We start from the raw sequence: 20,655 nt of genomic DNA, 5'->3' as shown, positions 1-20,655 counted from the left end.
AAATGAATATATATTTGCAAACGAAAGCAGAAGTGCTATAATTCATTTGTTTTATGTCCTGCCGGCTAGATTTTTAATTGGGCGAGGGCCTTGCTTTTGCAGAAATATAGTTGAAAGATCCGATTATTTAGTAAAGAGGTGTGGAGATCTTGTCCCAATTTGAAACTCCGTTGTTCACCGGCCTTGTTGAACATGCCAAAAAGAATCCAGTCCAATTCCATATCCCAGGCCATAAAAAGGGAACAGGTATTGATCCTGAATTTCGTGAATTTATAGGCGACAATGCGTTAAGCATTGACTTGATAAATATTGGCCCGCTTGATGATTTGCATTCCCCGAAAGGAATTATCAAGCAGGCTCAGGAATTAGCCGCTGAAGCATTTGGAGCGGACCATACATTCTTTTCAGTCCAGGGTACAAGCGGCGCCATAATGACGATGGTTATGACTGTTTGCGGACCAGGGGACAAAATTATTGTTCCCCGCAACGTTCATAAATCGGTCATGTCTGCGATTGTATTTTCCGGTGCCATACCGGTATTCATCCATCCGGAAATTGATGAAAATCTCGGTATCTCCCACGGCATTACAACCGAGTCAGTCGCCAGGGCTTTGGACCAGCACCCTGACGCTAAAGGGGTACTCGTGATTAATCCAACCTATTTCGGAATTTCCGCAGACCTTCGTAAAATTGTGGAAATTGCCCATTCATATGACGTCCCGGTCCTTGTGGATGAAGCCCATGGAGTGCACATCCATTTCCATGATGACCTTCCATTGTCGGCAATGCAAGCGGGAGCCGATATGGCTGCGACAAGTGTGCACAAACTAGGCGGGTCCATGACCCAGAGTTCGATATTGAATGTACGGGAAGGCCTTGTATCATCAAAGCGCGTTCAATCCATTTTAAGCATGCTGACAACTACATCGACGTCCTACCTTCTCCTCGCATCACTGGATGTCGCTCGGAAAAGGCTTGCCACAGAAGGGCGTGACTTAATCTCAAAAACAATCAGCCTTGCTCAATCAATGAGGAAAAGAATCAATGAAATCGACCGCCTTTATTGCGTGGGACCCGAAATACTGAAGTCCAAGGCAGCCTTCGATTACGACCCAACGAAGCTTATTATTTCCGTTAAGAACCTTGGAATCCCAGGCTATGAAGTTGAAAAATGGCTTCGCGAAAGACATAACATCGAAGTAGAGCTTTCGGATTTGTATAATATCCTTTGCATCGTCACCCCCGGTGACACGGAGCGCGAGGCGGATATCCTCATCAATGCCCTCAGGGAGCTTGCCGAAGAGTGTGTTGAGGAAGCCGGGAAACCAGAGCCATTAAAGGTGTTCCTTCCGGATATTCCTCTCTTGGCTCTTACACCAAGGGATGCATTTTACTCGGAAACGGAAGTAGTTCCCTTCGAAGAATCAGAAGGAAGAATTACCGCGGAGTTCATTATGGTTTATCCACCCGGAATTCCGATTTTTATTCCAGGTGAGATTATAACGAAGGAAAACCTACTTTATATCCAAAAAAACCTGGAGGTCGGCCTGCCTGTTCAGGGACCTGAAGACGACCAAATTAAGAAAATCCGAGTCATCAAGGAATACAAAGCCATTAAATAAGAACAAAAAACAGGATTCTTGGGAATCCTGTCAGATTGTCGACAAAAGGCCGCGAGGGGGCACCCTCTCGCGGCCTTTTGTCATTTTTGTGGAAATTTTTAAGATTAATCCGAAGATAATTACCCCCAGCACCTTACTCTTCGAGTACTCTTATGCAACTTGCCATGTCCAATTGGCCAGTTTCTTCAAATTCATTGCAGCAAAAGTAAGCATCGCCTGCATGGACAATTTTTTAAGGCCTCGTAAGGTTGTCCATCGCATACCATGCTTTTCTTTCGCGTCTGCAAAGACACGTTCAATTGTTTCTTTTCGTTTGGCGTATATCTGTTTAATCTCATCCGTGTGTCGTAAATGTTCAGCCTCTTCCAGGTAGGGCTCCCAAATATGGCGCTGAATGAGCTTTTGATGGTTTTTACTTTCGGTACACTTTGATAAGACTGGGCAGGAAGCGCAAATAGCTGGGTCTGATTTATACTGGCGGTACCCTTCCTTCGTGGTTGTCGTGTACTTTAATTCCTGCCCTTCGGGGCAGAGATAGCAATTGTAGTACTCATCATAAACATAGTCATGCTTTCGGAAGAACCGATCTTTCGTTTTTGGACGGGTGTAAGGAAGGACAGGCAACATCTGATTTTCCAATAGAAAATTCGCGATCGCGGGAGTTTTATAGGCTGCATCGGCTGCGACAGCAAGTGGCTTCTTTACCTTTTCAATGATCTTCTCGACAAGTGGCTGCAGGATATGGCTGTCATGTATGTTGCCCGGAGTGACGATTGTCCCCAACACAAATCCTTTTTCATCCGTGGCGGCATGAAACGAATAGGCAAACTGTTTCGTTCGCTCATCCTTTACATAATAGCCACTTTCAGGATCCGTCGTACTTTCCTTGATTTCCTTCCACTCCTCTTTTTCAAACTTCTCGGGAGGAAATGGCTTTTTACCGTGTTTCTCACGATCTAAATTAAGCTCCAATTGCAGCTTTTCTTCATAGGCGCGGGTTTCCTTTCGAACGAGTTTCTTGTCGTACTTGCGTTTATTGGCACTTGCTTTTACATGTGTGGAATCCACAAATACATGTTCAGGAGACAACAGCCCTTTATCCATAATCTCCTTCAAGATTCGATAGAAGATCTGTTCAAACACATCGGAATCATAAAAACGGCGCTCGTAATTTTTACCGAAGGTAGAAAAGTGAGGAACTTCAGTGTAGAAACCAAATCCTAAAAACCAGCGATATGCCATGTTGGTCTCAATCTCTTTAATAGTTTGGCGCATAGAGCGTATGCCAAATATGTATTGTATGAAAGTTATTTTAAAGAGAACGACCGGATCAATACTGGGCCTACCAAGCCCGGAATACAAGTGTTCTACCATGGGATAGATGAATGAAAAATCAATGGCCGATTCCAGCTTGCGTACCAAATGATTTTCAGGAACTAATTGATCAATGGTCAGCATTTCAAATTGTTCACGTTCATTAGCTTGATTTTTAGTCATCATCGCAGGTCACCTCATACATAGTGTTCTTTATATAAAGAGAATTTTAGTTGATTGGAACGGAGGGTGGCGACTCCTGCGGGAGTAGCGGGATAGTCGAGACCCTGGACTGAGCGTAGCGAGGGAAGCGGCTCGGCCCCGCCCGCGGAAAGCGTCCACCCGGAGTGGAAATCTAGACGCACTGTTGTTTCAACTTATATTTTAAATTAAAAAAGACTGTAGGCAAACCCGGATATCTTCGAGTTTGTCTACAGTCTGACAGGATTCTTGGGAATCCTGTTTTTATTTAAAATTTATTTATCCCGCAGCTCTGTTTCAGGTATTCCTCATTTTTACAGGTCGTTATCCTGGCGGGTATGGCATTTCTCACATGTGCATTTTGAGTAAAGGACTGTCACTTTTTCATCTTCGAAATGATCAATTGTTGAATTGCAAGTTTGGCATACAATTGTTCCCATGTTGATCAGCTCCCTTATGATTTAGTAGAAATGTAAGCGCTTAATGTAATTTAATTATATATTAATATAACCTATTTAAATTTTCAAGTGATATTGTATGTCACTTTTGACTTATTTTTCGGCAAATAACACCATAGGCCCTTCAAACGGAAAAACAGGCCTTTGAATGGCCTGCCTTCTTAGTCATATTGAGTTATAAATGGCGCGGACGGAAGAATATCCGAAAAGAACTCGACTAGTTCATTTGCCTGTTCTTCATCATTAATCCGAAAGACATGTTGCAAATGTTCTATATCATCCAGGTCTTTGGGTTCGAGGAGAGTTGATCGGCCGGTTTGCATACAAACCACAAGGGGCTTTCCGAAAAAAAGAGAGGAATAGACGACACCAAAATCATAGCGGGCATTTTCAGTAGTAAATCCAGTGAAACGAACCTTGACATTTTCATGTTCGTCATAAAGCTTTTCGAATTGATCCATTACACTCCTCCTTAAAAGTTGTTAGAATATTATTATAATTCAACTTTGACAAAATTTCAAACAAAGTGATTCCTTGCCATTTGGCGGTTGTTTAAAGAATTTAGACAATGCTACAATGAAGTTGTACAGAATTATGGATCAAGGGGGGTATGGTGATGGCTGAAAACGCTTTTATAAAACTTGTGCCTTCATCAGCGAAGCAATCTGTTACACTGGATGAACTAAAGGATTTTTTTCATTATTACAAGGACATAACATCTAAAACCGGTACCCAGGTCAATTGGGACTTTAGCGAGAGCGCGTTTCCATATGAATTAAAGGAAACGCCGGAAGGGAAGGGAGAATGGTTTTACTTGCATTCCACCGAACCAGACCGATACCGCGCAATCGCCCTGGCAGTCGGTAAAGAAGCTGTGGAGGAGGAGGATGGCACCTCCGCAATCCAGTCTTATGTCCAGGTTACCCTGCCTGACGGGGCTACCGCGGGAGACAAAGGGAAGGCAAACGAATTCTGCAAATTCCTGGCAAAAAAATTGCAAGCCGAACTGCATTTGTTCAATGGAAGAATTATGTATTACAATCCAAGGAAATAACCCGAAAGCATCCCAAAATAATGGGATGCTTTTTCTTGTATCGAGATTATAACTTTTGCAATATGGAAGGAAATTCGAAATAGGAAAGGATTATATGAAATGATGCGTACAACCCAAGGCTGAAAGCAGTAAGAAAAAGAGCCTTCCTTTGGGACTCGATTAAGTGTTCGCCGATTATGACGGCGAGATAAAAAAACACTAAGAACATGAGAACATTATATAAAGGATGGTCGTGCTTAGACAGCCATTCCGTTAATGTATAACCGCTCCAGATTATAAACTGGATAAGGAATAAAACATACACCTTCATCCTTTCCACCGCCTGATACCCCCTAGGAAAACCTAGCCATTTACAGAAGTATATGCCAGGCCCCCCTGCGATATTTTTCATTTCTGTAACATTTGCATGACAAGGGAAGGTAGCCGCCGCCCATGTGATAAAATGTGGATGTCGTGTATTGCCAGCTGTAGGTATCATATCGGACTATTGGGGGCAAAAGAAATGAAAGGTTTTCCTGTTTATGTACTCTTTTTTTCCTTGATTATTACAGCATCCTGCAGCAAAGCTGAGCAGGCAGCTCTTTCAGTGGATAGAAACACAAAACAAATTATTTTCTTTTCGGATGAAAAAGAATATAGCCGTGAAGCCGCCTATTACGATGCCTTGATTCAACTAAAAAAAGATTTTCCGGAAGAAATGGAAAACCTTTTAGTCCTGTCAAGCAAGGAAGAGAAGAAGTACTACGACGAATATGATGTTAAATCAGGCCCTGCCCTGATTGTCCTTTATAAAGAAAAAGTTATGGTTAGAATTGATGGACTTACGACGAAGGAGAAAATTATCCTGCCGGTATCCAAAGCATTGGATGGGACAAATTAAGAATAAGGAAAAACCCTTCCCCACAAATGGGAAGGGCTTTTTTGTTCTTGCCTTTTGCTTCATTTATTTTACGATGTGGATTGGGGTTCCGATAGCTACTTCTGCCGCTTCCATCGTGATTTCTCCGAGGGTAGGATGCGCATGGATAGTCATGGCCAAATCCTCCGCGGTCATTCCGGTTTCAATTGCCAAACCGAGCTCGGCAATCATGTCCGAGGCGCTTGGACCCGCGATTTGCGCTCCAATAACCAGCCCATCTTCCTTACGGGTGATTAGCTTCATGAAGCCATCGGTTTGGTTCAATGCCAATGCGCGGCCGTTGGCGGCGAACGGGAACTTGGCTGCCGTTACTTCAATGCCCTCTTCCTTTGCCTGTGCTTCGGTATAACCGACGGATGCCAGCTCAGGATCAGAGAAAACGACTGCCGGAATTGCTAGATAGTCGATTTCAGACGGGTGTCCTGCAATGGCCTCTGCTGCAATTTTACCTTCATACGAAGCCTTATGGGCCAAAGGTGGACCCGGAACGATATCTCCAATGGCATATATATTGCCAATATTGGTCCGGCACTGCTTATCTACCTTGACAATACCCCTATCGGTTATTTCAATTCCTACCTGTTCAAGGCCGAGTTCATCGGTATTTGGACGGCGCCCGACCATGACGAAAACATAATCAGCTTCGACTGTTTTTTCCTCGCCTTTTACCTCATATGTCACTTTTACAGAATCCTCTGATTCCTCTACACCTTTTGCCAGGGCTTTTGTAACAATTTCAGCACCTTTTTTCTTCAGGTTGCGCTTTACGAGCGACGACATTTGTTTTTCAAATCCATTCAGAATTTCGTCCGCACCTTCAAGAATGGTTACTTTTGTTCCAAAGCTCGCGTACGCTCCTCCAAGCTCCGTTCCAATATAGCCTCCGCCAATCACAACGATGCTTTTCGGAATTTCGTTCAGCGCAAGTGCGCCAGTGGAATCTAGAACACGCTTGGTATACTTAAAGGCAGGCAATTCAATCGGGCGGGAACCTGTCGCGATGATTGCATTTTTGAACGTATAAGTTTGGGCGGAATTTTCATCCATAACCCGTAACGTATTCGCATCGACAAAATAGGCTTCTCCGCGGACAATGCTAACCTTGTTGCCTTTTAGTAAGCCTTCAACGCCACCGGTAAGCTTTTTGACAACGCCAGCTTTCCATTCCTGTACTTTTGAAAAGTCAACAGTCACATTTTCCGCCTTAATGCCAATGTCACTGGAATGAATTGCGGATTCATACCTATGGCCCGCGGCAATGAGAGCCTTGGAAGGGATACAGCCGACATTCAGGCAGACCCCTCCTAATGTTTCTCGTTCAACGATCGTCACTTTTTGGCCGAGTTGGGCAGCCCTAATCGCTGCAACATACCCTCCAGGGCCAGCGCCGATCACTATTGTATCCGTTTCAACTGGAAAATCTCCTACTACCATTTTTTACGCCTCCATTAACAAGAGTTCCGGGTCGTTCAGCAACCTCTTAATGTGGTTCATGAAATTCTGCGCGGTTGCACCATCGATAACCCGATGGTCAAAGCTTAAGGAAAGTGCGAGAACTGGAGCGGCAATGATTTCCCCATTTTTTACGATTGCTTTTTCCGCGATACGGCCAATCCCAAGGATGGCAACTTCCGGATGATTGATGACAGGCGTAAACCATTGCCCCCCCGCGGAACCGATGTTCGTAATTGTGCAGGATCCGCCCTTCATTTCATCCGGAGCAAGCTTTCCGCTCCTTGCTTTGGAAGCAAGCTCGTTTATTTCATTGGAAATAGCAAATACCGATTTTCTGTCAGCATCCTTTACAACAGGGACAAGTAAGCCTTTTTCTGTATCGGCGGCAATTCCAATGTTGTAATAATGCTTTTGAATGATTTCACCAGCCTCATCGTCAACTGAAGTATTTAGTTCTGGATACTCCTTCAACGCACTCGTAAGCGCTTTGACGACATAAGGGAGGAATGTAAGCTTAATGCCCTTTTCGGCGGCAACTTCCTTGAATTTCTTTCGGTGAGCAACAAGGCTTGTTACTTCCACTTCATCCATAAGGGTAACATGCGGAGCGGTATGCTTGGAGTTCACCATCGCCTTGGCAATCGCGCGGCGGATTCCACTCATCTTCTCACGTGTTTCAGGATATTGTCCTTGCGGAATTGGAGTTGGTGCCTGCTTCGCCTCTTCGGCTGCCGGGGTGGCTGCTTCATTTACGGCGCCTTGGGCATCAGCTTTCGGAGCGGCCTGCCCCCCGTTCAAGAAGGCATCAATATCGCCTTTAAGGACGCGACCATTATTGCCCGAGCCTGAAACTTGACGGATATCGACTCCTTTTTCACGCGCATATTTCCTTACCGATGGCATGGCAATGACTCTTCGATTCGGGTCAACTTCGGCTTCTGGCGTTGCATTTGCAGCAGCTCCTGCGCCAGTAGCCCCTTCCGGCTTCTGTGCCTGTGCCTCTTCTTTTTTAATTTGCTGGCCGGACTCCAAAGTGGATTGAACCTGGGCCTCTGTTTTTTCTTCAGCAGCAGGTTCCACATCTTCATTGCTATCGCCTTTGAATTGAAGGTCTTCATAGCCAGGGGCATCGAACGTAACAAGTACCTCGCCAACTGTCGCCACTGTGCCTTCGCCAACAAGGATTTCCTCTACAGTTCCCTCTACGGGCGAAGGAATTTCGACTACAGCCTTATCGTTCTGTATTTCGCAAAGGACATCGTCTTCATTTACTTTATCGCCTGGTTTAATAAACCATTTGACTATTTCGCCTTCGTGGATTCCTTCACCAATGTCAGGCATTTTAAATTGGAATGACACTATGCTTCATCCTCCTATTGTTCCTGAATATCTTTACGTTTAAAAAGCTTCGCCAGATTCAACGCTTGTCCAATTAGAACGTAAGTACTTTCTTGGCCGTTTCAATGACATCCTTATAGTTTGGAAGCCATACGTTTTCAGCCTGAGAGAACGGATAAACTGTATCAGGCGCAGCCACAATAAGCACAGGCGCTTCTAGGCTCAGGACGGAACGTTCCATGATTTCACTAACAACATGGTTTGCTGCGCCAGCCTGCCTTTGAGCTTCCTGAACTACAATTGCGCGTCCTGTCTTTTCAACGGAAGCAACGATCGCTTCAATATCCAATGGCATCAGTGTACGGAGGTCGAGTACTTCCACTGAATGGCCTCCCTTCTCAAGCTCTTCTGCCGCTTTGAGTGATTCATGGACCATCGCGCCATACGTAATGATTGACAAATCTTTTCCTTCTCGCTTAATATCGGCTTTCCCAAGTGGAATAGTGTATTCTTCCTCTGGTACCTCCTCGCGGAATGCCCGGTATAGCTTCAAATGTTCAAGGAAAATAACCGGGTCGTTATCTCGGATGGCTGAAATCAGCAATCCCTTCGCATCATATGGAGTGGAAGGAACGACAACTTTCAATCCTGGTGTCTGCATCATTAAACCTTCAAGGCTGTCAGAGTGAAGCTCGGGAGTATGTACGCCGCCGCCAAATGGAGACCTGACCGTAATCGGCATATTGTATCGTCCCCCGGAGCGGTAGCGCATCCTGGACATTTGTCCAGCTATAGAGTCCATTACCTCAAAAACAAATCCAAAAAACTGAATTTCTGGGATTGGGCGATAGCCAGTCAGTGAAAGGCCGATTGCCAATCCGCCGATACCGGATTCAGCAAGTGGGGTATCAAATACCCTATCTTCGCCAAATTCTTTTTGAAGGCCTTCGGTTGCACGGAAAACACCGCCGTTTACACCCACGTCCTCCCCGAAAATCAAAGTCTTCTCATTATTGCGGAGCTCTATGCGTAAGGCATCGGTGATTGCCTGGATCATTGTCATTTGAGCCATGATTTACTTCGACTCCTTTGCTTTGTAGATTTCATATTGTTCCTTCAAGTGGAAAGGCATTTCTTCGTACATGATCGACATTAGGTCGGTAACCTTTTGTTTAGGGGCTGCATCGGCCTTCTTAATTGCCTCTTTAATTTCTTCCTTCGCCCTTTCGATCACTTCATTCTCCTTCTCTTCATTCCAAAGCCCCTTGCCTTCAAGGTATTTCCTGAAACGGACAAGCGGGTCCTTCTTTTCCCACTCGCTGTCAAGGTCGGAAGTCCTGTAGCGTGTCGGATCATCCCCTGCCATCGTATGTGGACCGTAACGGTAGGTCAACGTTTCAATTAAAGTAGGCCCTTCCCCATTAACAGCACGGTCACGGGCGTCACGCACAGCTTTATAAACCGCAAGAGGATCCATTCCATCCACTTGAATTCCCGGGATACCCGCAGCAACAGCTTTTTGGGCAATGGTTTTAGCCGAAGATTGCTTTTCAACAGGGGTGGATATCGCAAATCGGTTGTTTTGGACGACGAAAATCGCTGGTGCCTTGAATGCGCCCGCAAAGTTGATTCCTTCGTAAAAATCGCCTTGGGATGCGCCGCCATCGCCAGTGTAGGTAATCGCAACGGTTTTTGAACCATTTTTCTTTAATCCAAGCGCAACGCCGGCTGCCTGGACATACTGAGCGCCAATAATAATCTGCGGAGACAGAACATTGACACCTTCAGGAATTTGGTTCCCCTGATAATGGCCACGGGAGAAAAGGAATGCCTGGTAAAGCGGAAGGCCGTGCCAAATCAGCTGAGGCACATCCCGGTACCCTGGTAAAATGTAATCATCCTTTTCAAGAGCGTATTGTGAAGCGAGCTGGGATGCCTCCTGCCCTGCTGTAGGCGCATAAAATCCAAGCCGGCCCTGTCGGTTAAGGGAAATGGATCGCTGGTCAAGAATGCGTGTGTACACCATCCTGCTCATTAATTCCTGGAGTTGTTCATCACTCAGGTCCGGCATGGCCGCCTCATTAACGACCTTGCCTTCTTCATTTAAAATCTGGAGCGTTTCAAATTGCTGCTCAACTGTTTCGAGCGTCTTTTTCGCATCGACTTGGGCATTCTTTGTCTTAGAAGCCATTTTGGTCACCATTCCTTTCGTTTTCACAAATTTCTACTTACAGCAAACACATTCGGGGTTTCCTGTTTTAATGGGTTATAAATACTCACTTATGTTGCCCATAAAATCGGCTAACCGATTCTTTGCCTATTAGAATGTTTTAAAATTCCTGCCTGATGCTCCCGTTTTACGGAGGGCTTCTGGCTCATATCTATATTGTTTTCCACAAGCACTGCGACTGGAAACCCATATTCCCTTTCGCGCTGCCTTTTTATTCTGTACCAGTTTTCTACCCCATTAAATTAATACAATGTCCCCCTGCAAGTTGAGTTTACATCATTCTCTTTGAAACCGTCAACAAACACGACTTATAAATTTATCACTATATTAATAATAGAAAATATTATCAAAGATAAAAAATCTGTACCACTGAATAATTAGAATCTGTATCAATACTGTTTCCATCCAAATAGGCAGCTGGGGAAACACTAGGAAAGTGCTTCATCCCTAAAAAAAGGGAAAAGCAGGCTTGTTTCGCCTGCTCCAATTAGGAATCCTTCCCCATAAGCCCAGCTAATTCATAAAAGTTGAGCTTTTCCTTATTATATTTTTCTGTCAATTCATTAAACTTTTCATTTGCTTCGAGAATGCTTGTGTAAAAATCATTGAGAGTATTCACCTGGTCTTCAAGGTTTTCCAAAGATACATCCTTGGCTTTTAGTGAGGTATACAATTTTCGATCCCCCTCAAGCACATTCATGTATTCCTCATAGAGGGTTTCGTGTACCTTGTATCGCTCTTTCATGGTCTGATACAGTAATTCCGCTTTTTCCTTTAATTCTGGCTTTTTGATTTCCTTCATAATCACTGATGCTTTTTCAAATTGCTCCCGGGACTGCTCTAGGCTTTGGCGCTCAAGTTCGATATGTTCCTTTCTTTTGTCGACAATGTCCAGTGCCTCATCTGAAAGAGTGGATATTTGACTGTATTCCTTTAGGCCAAGGCCCATAATTTTATCAAAAATCGCTTTTTCCTTTGATTCAAGCTCAATGAGTGGATCTTGCTGGGCTTCAAACTGTTTTTCGGCTTTAACCGCTTTTTCCATCACTTCATATAACCGCGATTCCGGAGTTTCTTTTCCAAAGCATCCTGAAAGCAGGAAAATTGCAACTCCTAAAAGGAACAGCAGTTTTTTCGTTGGAGAAAATGGCAAAATATATCACTCCTTTTCTTAACAATTCAACTATATCGAGAGTTTGTATATTTGACAACTTCAAAGAAACAAGCTTGTCCACCGCATTTCAGTGTATTCATGAAAATCGCCTTTTATGACTGGGCACAGGCCCATACTTCCCCAGGTGGCCCCGCATAGGCTGTAATAGTCGCCCGATTAAAGGGCAGGCAAACAATACATGGAGGAGGTTCGCTTATGTACGGTTGCTACGGATATGGCTATCCAGTCGGAGTTGGTGGATACGGTGGGTTTTGCGGCTGGGGCAGAGGTTTTGCTTTAATCGTTGTCCTGTTTATTCTTTTGATTATTGTTGGCTGCGCCTGGCTATAATGGCAAGGGAGGAGGCGTTCGCCTCTTCTTTTTGTTGCCGGATAATCCCTTGCCCCCTGCCTCTTCTCGCTGCCGCATCTCCCAAATGCCCATAATGCAGAAAAGATTTTAGTTGGTGGAAAAAATTGATGTAATTAACTTTTTGGTGATTGTCTGATAGACTAATGTCATACTTCTTCCCTATGATAGGGATTGGGATTAATGTTTTGTTTTTACAGGAGTGAACTAAATATGATAACAATGGACGATATTATCCGTGATGGGCATCCAACCTTAAGATTAACAGCGAATGAAGTGCCACTGCCCCCATCAGAAGAAGACAAGCAAATCCTTACTAGTCTCCTGGAGTATGTTATAAATAGCCAGGATCCCGAGATTGCTGAAAAATATGGGCTCCGCCCCGGAATCGGCCTGGCCGCGCCGCAAATAAACGTGCCAAAAAGAATGATTGCCGTCCATGTGCATGACGAAAAGGGAAATTTGCACAGCCATGCCCTTTTCAACCCAAAGATTGCGAGCCATTCCGTAGAAAAGGCTTACCTGACTTCCGGAGAAGGGTGCCTATCAGTCGATGAGCCTTACCCCGGTTATGTCCCGCGTTACGCACGTATAACGGTAAAAGGGTATGATGCAGATGGGAATGAGGTTAAGCTTAGATTGAAAGGGCTAGCCGCTGTCGTTTTTCAGCACGAAATCGACCATTTAAATGGAATTATGTTCTATGATCATATCGACAAAGAAGACCCATTTAAACCAATTGAAAATGCTATAGCGATTGAACGATGATGATGCAGCCGCCAATTTTATTGGCGGCTGTTCTCAGGTGAACGGAATGATTAGTTTGATTGGGAGAAGCATAGCATTGTTAAATGTATTCGCCTCTTCCTAATTCGCTCAGTGATTGGAACGGATGGCGTATTTCTCACTTGACTTAATGGATGAGATATAGACACCAGCAAAAATGACGGCCAGGCCCAAAAGCATCGACAAATGAATATCCTCCCCAAGAAGGAACGCTCCCCAAATAATTGCGAAAACCGGAGCCAGGTAGGTCACCATAGCTGAAAATTCCGGACCCCCTTTTTGGACAAGATAATAATAAATAAGGTAGGCAAGTCCAGATCCGACTGCCCCAAGGCCAACAAACGCCCCTATATTGGGCAAACTGAAGAAAACAGAGGCTTCCGGCAGCCCCGTAACGAGCATGGCAATGAAGCTCGCTCCAGACGAAAACGCAAGTGTATATAGTGAAAGTTCGAAGATTGGAATTTCATCGGCATATTTCTTTGTCATATGTGATCCAATGCCATAACATAGTGCAGCCCCGCTCATCATCAAGATGCCAGCCAAGTTGCCCGCCCCAAACGAATCCCCTCCGAAATCGGATAGAAAGAATATTCCGCAAAACCCTATGAGAGCACCAATCCACTGGTTTTTCCGAAGCTTTGTCGAAAAGAATAAAAAACCGATTAACAAAGTCCATATAGGGGTAGTAGCATTAATAATGGAGGCAAGGCTTGATGTTATCTTTGTCTCCCCTGCGGAAATTAGCAGCCAGGGCAAGACATTATTTGCAAGTGCTATGGCTAACAGTTTTGCATGGGGAAGCTTCATAAAAGGCCGCATTGATTTTTTCGTAGCCACTGCAATGGCCACAAGCATGGCTGCGCCGAAGAACGTCCGGCCGAATACTACCTCCGCCGGGCCAAGTGTTTGTAAAAGAATTTTGATAAACATAAAGGAAGTTCCCCAAATCATACCCAACCCGATTAACGAAGCATAAAGCCTGCCCAACTAAATTCCCCCTGACGTCTTTCAATAGTAAAAACATTAATCTTTCAAAAATATTTTGTCAATTCACTGACATTTGCCGATTCCATGATTATCCATGAAGAAATTGAGCGGACACACATATACTAGTAGTACCAGAAGGACGATTTTTGTTAAGATTTACGCCCAAAATCTGAAAAATACGCCCAATTATTCACCTGGCTGCTTTACATTGGACAAGGATGGTATAAAATAAAGGTAAGGAGATGATCCACTATGTTAAAGAAGCTAAGAAAGAAGCTTTTAAAACAGTGGAAAGATTTATTACGAAAAAAATCCATTGCCTAATGTTTTGAGCCCTTCAAACTTGCGAAGGGCTCCTTCCTTATTGTAAATTGAAAAGCAGCAGTATCATCCAAACAATGTTAGCGTTTCCCCCGGAGTCCGGTACAGGCTGTGCATTCGGATCAGGGGTTTTATAATAAGAAAATGTATTTGTAGAGATAGGAGCGAGGAAACATGTTATTCAAGGTATACTATCAGGAGAGGATTAACGAGGTACCGATCAGGGAAAATACTAAATCCCTGTACACCGAGGGTGAATCGGAACGGGATGTCAGAAAAAAGCTGGCCGACCGGGGCTACAATATCGAATATGTCCAGCAGGTAAACGGTGCCTACCTGGAATATGAAAAACAAAATGAAGATTTTAATGTATTGGAGATATGATAATTTATGAAATTTGTTAAAAATGACCAAACCGCTGTTTTTGCCCTTGGCGGCCTTGGCGAAATTGGGAAAAATACGTATGCCGTCCAGTTTCAGGATGAAATCATCCTCATTGATGCCGGGATTAAGTTTCCGGAGGACGAACTTCTTGGAATTGATTATGTCATTCCGGATTATTCCTACCTTGTGAAAAATGAAGAAAAAATCAAAGGGCTTTTTGTTACCCATGGACACGAAGACCATATTGGCGGCATTCCTTATCTATTGAGGGAAGTCAATGTACCGATATATGGAGGGAAGCTTGCGCTTGGCCTGATTAAAAACAAGCTGGAAGAGCATGGCCTGCTAAGGACAGCGAAGCTGATTGAAATTAAGGAAGACGATATCATCAAGTTTCGGAAAACCTCCGTTACGTTCTTCCGTACAACTCACAGCATCCCTGATTCCTATGGCATCGTTGTAAAAACTCCGAATGGACAAGTCGTCCATACCGGGGATTTTAAATTTGATTTCACACCGGTTGGCGAGCCTGCGAACTTGACTAAAATGGCCGAAATTGGAAGTGAAGGCGTCCTTTGCCTTCTATCGGATAGTACGAACAGTGAAATACCCGAGTTTACGATGTCCGAGCGCCGGGTTGGAGACAGCATCGATGATATTTTCCGCAAGGTTGATGGCCGTATTATTTTCGCGACTTTCGCTTCCAATATCCACAGGCTTCAGCAGGTAGTTGAAGCAGCCGTCGCCAATGGCAGGAAGGTTGCCGTTTTTGGACGAAGCATGGAAGCGGCCATTAATATCGGCCAGGAACTTGGCTATATCCGCGCACCAAAGGAAACCTTCATTGACGCACAGCAAATCAACCGGCTGCCGGCAAACCATGTAACCATCCTTTGTACAGGAAGCCAAGGCGAGCCAATGGCCGCCCTTTCGAGGATAGCCAATGGTACACACCGCCAAATCCAGATTATACCTGGTGATACTGTTGTGTTTTCTTCCTCCCCAATTCCCGGGAACACAATTAGCGTTAGCAGAACCATTAATATGTTGTTCCGCGCGGGCGCGGATGTAATTCATGGCAAATTAAGCAATATCCATACATCAGGCCACGGTGGCCAGGAAGAGCAAAAGCTCATGCTTAGGCTTATCAAACCGAAGTTCTTTGTGCCAATTCACGGTGAGTTCCGCATGCAGAAGATGCACGCAAAGCTCGCGGTCGATTGCGGCGTACCTGAGGAAAACTGTTTTATTATGGATAATGGCGAAGTGCTCGCCCTTTCAGAAGACAGTGCGCAAATTGCTGGGAAAATCCCATCAGGTTCCGTCTACATCGATGGGAGCGGGGTAGGCGACATTGGGAACATCGTCCTTCGCGACAGGAGGATTTTGTCTGAGGAAGGCCTTGTGGTGGTGGTTGTAAGCATCAATATGAAGGAATTCAAGATTGCTTCCGGCCCTGACCTCATTTCTCGCGGATTCGTATATATGAGGGAATCGGGTGATTTAATCAACGATGCACAGGCCCTCATTTCAAAACATCTGAACAAAATCATGGAGCGCAAGACGACCCAGTGGTCCGAAATCAAAAACGAAATTACCGACACGCTCGGCCCATTCTTATATGAAAAAACAAAGCGCCGCCCGATGATTCTTCCAATCATTATGGAAATCTGATTTGGCGGTTAAGGAATACGGAAAAGGAAGCTTGCAGCCGCAAGCTTCCTTTTTAATCTTCAATAACCTTCTTCCTAAACCTTTCGATGTCCACATCCGCCCCAATTACAATGAGTACATCGCCAAGCCAGATTTTCTCGCTTGCTAGCGGGGAAACGATAATGTCGTTCCCCCTCTTTATCGCGACAATGTTAATCCCGTACCTGGCGCGGATGTTCAGGCCAATAATCGTGTTTCCGCCTAGCCGCTCATTCGCGACGATTTCGACGATGCTGTGCTCATCGGAAAGGTCAAGGTAGTCTAGGACGGTAGTTGTTGAAATATTATTGGCGATACGGATCCCCATATCCCGTTCAGGATGCGCCACAACATCGGCGCCAATTTTTATAAGAACCTTTTCATGGTAATCATTCAGTGCTTTAGCTGTTACATGCTTCACCCCAAGTTCCTTCAGGATCAAGGTGGTCAGGATGCTAGCCTGTATATTGTCACCAATCGCGACAATAACGTGATCAAAGTTCCTGATTCCGATTGCCTTAAGGACCGCCTCATCGGTGGAATCGCCGAGAATGGCATGGGAGGCGATGGATGCGTATTCATTAACCCTTTCTTCGTTGTTGTCCATCGCAAGGACTTCCATTCCCAGCTCGGACAGCCTGCGGCAAATACTCCCGCCAAAACGCCCCAAGCCAATGACTGCAAAATCTTTTTTCACTCAGATTCCCCCAAGGTATATATTTATTCCTATAGTAGCAAAAAAGTACCGAATCCGGAACATTACTTTTTTTCGAGGCCATAATAGGCGTCAAACAAGGAAAGCTTTATCAACCTCCCCTTCTTTTTACGGCTTTTTTAAAGTAAAAGAAAATAAGTAGCGCGACAGCGGCAAGAAAGAGAAGGACGGGCAGGTTTCCCAGGAAAAAGACTGTCAATGCCGATCCGGCAGAAAGAAGGAAGTTCATGCTGCTAATGAACTGTTTCTTCGTTCTTGCCCAAGTATCCAACTCCTTTGGGGTCGTGGCTTTGGCGATTAATTTCCTTTCATAAAGGGTAATTTTTATTGTCGATAACGATGACTGGTTTTGAAGATACTTCATTTTTCCGGTTATTTGCTCGATTTCTTCTTGGACCTCTCCAAGGTCGGCTGAAATTTGAAGCAAGTCCTCCGTTTTCGTCGCTCCTTTCATGAAGTCCAGCAGCCTCGCTTCAACCGCCCTCTTGGACTTTAACCTTGACTCCAGGTCGACATATTGTTCCGTCACATCTTCACCCCGGATAGAACGGTCAAGCACTTCCGCAGCGTCCTTTTCCGCTTCATGCAAAAAGCTTTCGAAGTGCGTGGCAGGTACACGGACTGTCATCACCCCGCTCATCTGCTCGTCGCCATCCCTTGAAACAGACGACTCGACAATGTATCCTCCATATTTTTCTGCCTTTGCTTCAATCGATTTTTGAGCATTATTAAAATTCTTAACTCGTAAATGAAGCTCAGCATTCCGAATGACCATTCTGTCCGAAACAGTCGCGGAGGGTTTCTTTCCATCCGAAGCCTCAGACTTCTCCTTGGTGTCACCCTTCATTCCAACCGAGTCGCCGTAATCCCTGTCCATCGTGTTTTGCCCCGAACCGCCTGACATTTTCGCAGAATCCGACTGCCCCGCATTGCTGCAAGCCGCCAATACCGCAGACAGCGCCAGAATCATGACAAGCATCCATTTTTTATATCGTGCCATACAAAACCCCCTGCTTCCTTTACAAATTAGACGGAAATGGCAAATCCTTTGTGGCAATGGGAATAAAACATAAACAAAAAAAGCCTGGCATCTAATGTGCCAGGCCTCGTCGATCCTATTCAGCTTTTTCCGTTTCGTCCAAAACGCGGTTAACCCGCTTCTCAAGCATCTTCATGCCGCTGCCGCCTGCCTGGAAATGCCTAAGCCTTCCTTCCTTGTCGAAAACATAATACGCAGGAACGAATTCATTCCCGAATGCGTCCGTAAGCTTATGCTCACTGTCTACGAATATTGGCTGGGTTATACCGTGTTCGGTTGCGGTTTTCTTAATATCTTCTAAATTTAGGTCATCTTCGGACCTTGGCATATGTACTGCCACAACATTTAGCTTGTCTTTATAGTCGTCACGGAATTGGTTTACCTGCGGCATCGCTTCCTTGCACAGGTGGCAGCTAACTGACCAAAAATGGATAAGGGTTGGCTTTTCGCCAATTAATTGGTCCCTTGCCACTTCACCGTTCAACCACTCGGTTGCGCCTGTAAGTTCGGGCATTGGTTCACGTAATTTCATCTCATTACCTCCCCGATGTTTTGTTTCCTAAAAAAAGACCTAACATATTAATTGGTTAGGTCTAACTTTAAAACGGTTACCATTTATGGCTGTACAATTATACGCTGAGTGTTTTTTGGCCTGGCTTCCAGTTTGCCGGGCAAAGTCCGCCAGTTTGAAGGGCCTGAAGGACACGAAGGGTTTCATCAACATCTCGGCCAATGTTGTTGTGGTTGACTACCTGGTACATCAATTCACCTTCAGGGCTGATGATAAACAAGCCGCGAAGCGCTACGCCTTCTTCTTCGATCAACACACCATAATCACGGGAGACAACATGGTTTGTATCGGCGGCTAACGGATATTTCAAATCGCCAAGGCCATTGTCCTTCCTGTCGGTTTTGATCCAGGCAAGATGGGTATGGATCGTGTCGGTAGAAACACCAATGATTTCAGCATCGAGGTCTTCGAATTCGTCATAACGATCTGAGAGAGCTGTGATTTCGGTTGGGCATACGAAAGTGAAATCCATAGGATAGAAGAAAAGCACTGTCCACTTGTCGTTTTTCATGTTTTCTTCAAGGCTTACTTTGCCAAACTCTTTATTCGGCATTACCGCTTCCATTTCAAATCGCGGTGCTTGTTTTCCTACCATACGTTCCGGCATGAAAATCCCTCCAAAAATAATGTTAGTTACGGGATATTAAGCTGCGTTCACTATCCCTTTCACATCGCCTATTATAGGGCAACCCCTTCCTACAGTCAATTTTAACCAATCATAACTCAAACAAAAAAACTCACTGTCGACAATGAGATCCGCCCTATTAAACTTGCCCATTTTCACCTTAATTAACCAGGAAAAACAGGCCCATTCACAAGTCTATCATCCCTATTTCAAAAAATTGAAACAGTTTGCTCATGGCCTGTCCCCTGGCTGGGATTTAAAAGCAATATAACCGCAGAGCAGGCGGATAGCCAATGGAATAGCTGCCTCATCAGGCATCAGCCTCGAGTGATGGAGACCGTTCGGTGAATTGACTCCGAGCCAGAACATAAAGCCGGGTATCTCTTTTACCATGTAGCCGAAATCCTCACCCGTCATCGCTTCCCTGCAACGAACAGCTTCAACTCCATCCATGGCCGATGCAAACTCAAAAAACTCCAATGCAAGTCCAGGATGATTGAAAACCTGGTGGTACATGGAACCATAATCAATGGCCGCTTCGCACTCAAACCCCACCTCAATTCCCTTGACAAGGGCTTCAATCCTTCTTTTGACTGTCTTCATCGAGTCAGGAGACAGGGTCCGGATTGTCCCCTCAAGCCTCGCTCTTTCAGCAATCACGTTTTGTACCGTTCCTCCTTTAATTTTCCCAATGGTAATCACGGCACTGTCAAGGGGATCGACATTGCGGGATACAATTGTCTGGAACTGGGATACAAGATTGCAAGCGGCAACAACCATGTCATTTGCCTTGTGAGGAAAAGCTGCATGCCCCCCTTTCCCAGTAAGGTCAATAAACAGCTCCGAGGTATTGGCGAACAGCAATCCCTCTTTAAGCGCGACCGTTCCTACCGGGTATTCAGGGGCGATATGGAGCGCGATAATCATATCAGGCTTCCATTCCTGCATGGTATCGGATTTCAACATTGGCTCCGCCCCGCCCGGCCCTTCTTCGGCGGGCTGGAAAATGAACAGCAAGTCATCCTCGATTGGATTGTTCGCAAAATAATCGGCTACCCCAAGCGCGATACTCATATGAAAATCATGTCCGCATGCATGCATATTGCCTGGATGGATGGAGGAAAACGGATAGCCTGTTTCTTCCGTAATTGGCAATCCATCCATGTCCGCCCTGTAGCCGATTATTTTTTTTGGATTTAGGCCGTGGATTTTGGCAAACAGCCCGGTTTTCCACTTTCGGACTGTCAGCCTGTCCTGTGGGAGGCTAGCCAGAAAGTTTAGTAGATAATCCTGCGTTTTATACTCCCGAAAACCAAGTTCTGGTATCCTGTGAAGGTCGCGCCTTATTCCAATAAAAGAATTCATGGATATTTCCCCTCTTACTATCAGTATCGGTGGCATTGCAAAAGAAAGCGCGGA

21 protein-coding genes are annotated in these 20,655 nt (G+C 45.0%); 7 read left to right on the top strand and 14 right to left on the bottom strand.

Annotated elements, in window-relative coordinates; genetic code table 11:
* Positions 1-149 precede the first annotated feature (149 nt).
* Complete coding sequence (locus V1499_RS08615) at positions 150-1,622, top strand: aminotransferase class I/II-fold pyridoxal phosphate-dependent enzyme (RefSeq protein WP_409275444.1); 1,473 nt, start codon at positions 150-152, stop codon at positions 1,620-1,622.
* A 150-nt stretch (positions 1,623-1,772) separates the two neighbouring features.
* On the opposite strand, the gene V1499_RS08610 is transcribed toward V1499_RS08615, so the two are convergent.
* The 3 genes from V1499_RS08610 to V1499_RS08600 all read right to left on the bottom strand — a co-directional run bounded on the left by V1499_RS08610 (position 1,773) and on the right by V1499_RS08600 (position 4,056).
* Positions 1,773-3,122 carry an IS1182 family transposase gene (locus tag V1499_RS08610; protein WP_409273465.1) on the bottom strand — a complete coding sequence of 450 codons (1,350 nt, stop codon included), beginning with the start codon at positions 3,120-3,122 and terminating at the stop codon, positions 1,773-1,775.
* Positions 3,123-3,451: 329 nt separating this feature from the next.
* Positions 3,452-3,577: a GapA-binding peptide SR1P gene (locus V1499_RS08605; RefSeq protein WP_316568374.1), complete on the bottom strand. Its 126-nt coding sequence runs from the start codon at positions 3,575-3,577 to the stop codon at positions 3,452-3,454.
* 179 nt (positions 3,578-3,756) lie between these two features.
* On the bottom strand, positions 3,757-4,056 hold the full coding sequence (locus V1499_RS08600; RefSeq protein ID WP_409275442.1) for a DUF3055 domain-containing protein: 300 nt from the start codon (positions 4,054-4,056) through the stop codon (positions 3,757-3,759).
* A 155-nt stretch (positions 4,057-4,211) separates the two neighbouring features.
* Here V1499_RS08600 and V1499_RS08595 point away from each other — a divergent pair, with 155 nt between their 5' ends.
* Positions 4,212-4,649: a DUF1885 family protein gene (locus V1499_RS08595; RefSeq protein WP_409275440.1), complete on the top strand. Its 438-nt coding sequence runs from the start codon at positions 4,212-4,214 to the stop codon at positions 4,647-4,649.
* A gap of 502 nt (positions 4,650-5,151) precedes the next feature.
* Positions 5,152-5,529, top strand: coding sequence for a small peptidoglycan-associated lipoprotein (locus V1499_RS08590; protein WP_409275438.1), 378 nt, complete (start codon positions 5,152-5,154; stop codon positions 5,527-5,529).
* Positions 5,530-5,592: 63 nt separating this feature from the next.
* Here V1499_RS08590 and lpdA read toward each other — a convergent pair whose 3' ends face one another.
* The 5 genes from lpdA to V1499_RS08565 all read right to left on the bottom strand — a co-directional run bounded on the left by lpdA (position 5,593) and on the right by V1499_RS08565 (position 11,744).
* Complete coding sequence (gene lpdA / locus V1499_RS08585) at positions 5,593-7,002, bottom strand: dihydrolipoyl dehydrogenase (RefSeq protein WP_409275436.1); 1,410 nt, start codon at positions 7,000-7,002, stop codon at positions 5,593-5,595.
* A gap of 3 nt (positions 7,003-7,005) precedes the next feature.
* Positions 7,006-8,382 carry a dihydrolipoamide acetyltransferase family protein gene (locus tag V1499_RS08580; protein WP_409275435.1) on the bottom strand — a complete coding sequence of 459 codons (1,377 nt, stop codon included), beginning with the start codon at positions 8,380-8,382 and terminating at the stop codon, positions 7,006-7,008.
* Between the two features lie 73 nt (positions 8,383-8,455).
* Complete coding sequence (locus tag V1499_RS08575; protein ID WP_409275433.1) at positions 8,456-9,433, bottom strand: alpha-ketoacid dehydrogenase subunit beta; 978 nt, start codon at positions 9,431-9,433, stop codon at positions 8,456-8,458.
* A gap of 3 nt (positions 9,434-9,436) precedes the next feature.
* Positions 9,437-10,552, bottom strand: a complete 1,116-nt coding sequence (gene pdhA / locus V1499_RS08570; protein ID WP_409275432.1) for a pyruvate dehydrogenase (acetyl-transferring) E1 component subunit alpha — start codon at positions 10,550-10,552, stop codon at positions 9,437-9,439.
* 526 nt (positions 10,553-11,078) lie between these two features.
* Positions 11,079-11,744, bottom strand: coding sequence for a YkyA family protein (locus V1499_RS08565; RefSeq protein WP_409275430.1), 666 nt, complete (start codon positions 11,742-11,744; stop codon positions 11,079-11,081).
* Positions 11,745-11,960: 216 nt separating this feature from the next.
* Here V1499_RS08565 and V1499_RS08560 point away from each other — a divergent pair, with 216 nt between their 5' ends.
* Positions 11,961-12,095 carry a YjcZ family sporulation protein gene (locus V1499_RS08560; protein ID WP_409275428.1) on the top strand — a complete coding sequence of 45 codons (135 nt, stop codon included), beginning with the start codon at positions 11,961-11,963 and terminating at the stop codon, positions 12,093-12,095.
* 231 nt (positions 12,096-12,326) lie between these two features.
* On the top strand, positions 12,327-12,881 hold the full coding sequence (gene def, locus V1499_RS08555) for a peptide deformylase (protein ID WP_409275427.1): 555 nt from the start codon (positions 12,327-12,329) through the stop codon (positions 12,879-12,881).
* 108 nt (positions 12,882-12,989) lie between these two features.
* Here the strand turns inward: def and V1499_RS08550 are convergent, their stop codons facing one another.
* Positions 12,990-13,889 (bottom strand): DMT family transporter, encoded by a 900-nt coding sequence (locus V1499_RS08550; RefSeq protein ID WP_409275425.1) that lies wholly within the window; start codon positions 13,887-13,889, stop codon positions 12,990-12,992.
* Positions 13,890-14,384: 495 nt separating this feature from the next.
* Here V1499_RS08550 and V1499_RS08545 point away from each other — a divergent pair, with 495 nt between their 5' ends.
* Positions 14,385-14,594: a DNA-dependent RNA polymerase subunit epsilon gene (locus tag V1499_RS08545; protein WP_409275423.1), complete on the top strand. Its 210-nt coding sequence runs from the start codon at positions 14,385-14,387 to the stop codon at positions 14,592-14,594.
* 6 nt (positions 14,595-14,600) lie between these two features.
* Positions 14,601-16,268: a ribonuclease J1 gene (gene rnjA, locus V1499_RS08540; RefSeq protein ID WP_409275421.1), complete on the top strand. Its 1,668-nt coding sequence runs from the start codon at positions 14,601-14,603 to the stop codon at positions 16,266-16,268.
* A 52-nt stretch (positions 16,269-16,320) separates the two neighbouring features.
* Here rnjA and V1499_RS08535 read toward each other — a convergent pair whose 3' ends face one another.
* The 5 genes from V1499_RS08535 to V1499_RS08515 all read right to left on the bottom strand — a co-directional run bounded on the left by V1499_RS08535 (position 16,321) and on the right by V1499_RS08515 (position 20,601).
* On the bottom strand, positions 16,321-16,983 hold the full coding sequence (locus V1499_RS08535; protein ID WP_409275420.1) for a potassium channel family protein: 663 nt from the start codon (positions 16,981-16,983) through the stop codon (positions 16,321-16,323).
* A 109-nt stretch (positions 16,984-17,092) separates the two neighbouring features.
* A complete protein-coding gene (locus V1499_RS08530) occupies positions 17,093-18,001 on the bottom strand; it encodes a DUF4349 domain-containing protein (protein WP_409275418.1) in 909 nt (302 codons plus the stop codon).
* Positions 18,002-18,116: 115 nt separating this feature from the next.
* Positions 18,117-18,572 carry a TlpA family protein disulfide reductase gene (locus V1499_RS08525; protein ID WP_409275416.1) on the bottom strand — a complete coding sequence of 152 codons (456 nt, stop codon included), beginning with the start codon at positions 18,570-18,572 and terminating at the stop codon, positions 18,117-18,119.
* A 97-nt stretch (positions 18,573-18,669) separates the two neighbouring features.
* Positions 18,670-19,218: a peroxiredoxin gene (locus tag V1499_RS08520; protein ID WP_316568357.1), complete on the bottom strand. Its 549-nt coding sequence runs from the start codon at positions 19,216-19,218 to the stop codon at positions 18,670-18,672.
* Between the two features lie 249 nt (positions 19,219-19,467).
* Positions 19,468-20,601, bottom strand: a complete 1,134-nt coding sequence (locus tag V1499_RS08515; protein WP_409275415.1) for an N-acetyldiaminopimelate deacetylase — start codon at positions 20,599-20,601, stop codon at positions 19,468-19,470.
* Between the last annotated feature and the right edge of the window lie 54 nt (positions 20,602-20,655).

Origin of the sequence: Neobacillus oceani (genome assembly GCF_046237595.1) — a bacterium.
Classification (GTDB): domain Bacteria; phylum Bacillota; class Bacilli; order Bacillales; family Cytobacillaceae; genus Bacillus_D; species Bacillus_D oceani.
Note: the sequence above shows the minus strand (reverse complement) of the source record. Positions and strands in the feature narration are given on the sequence as shown.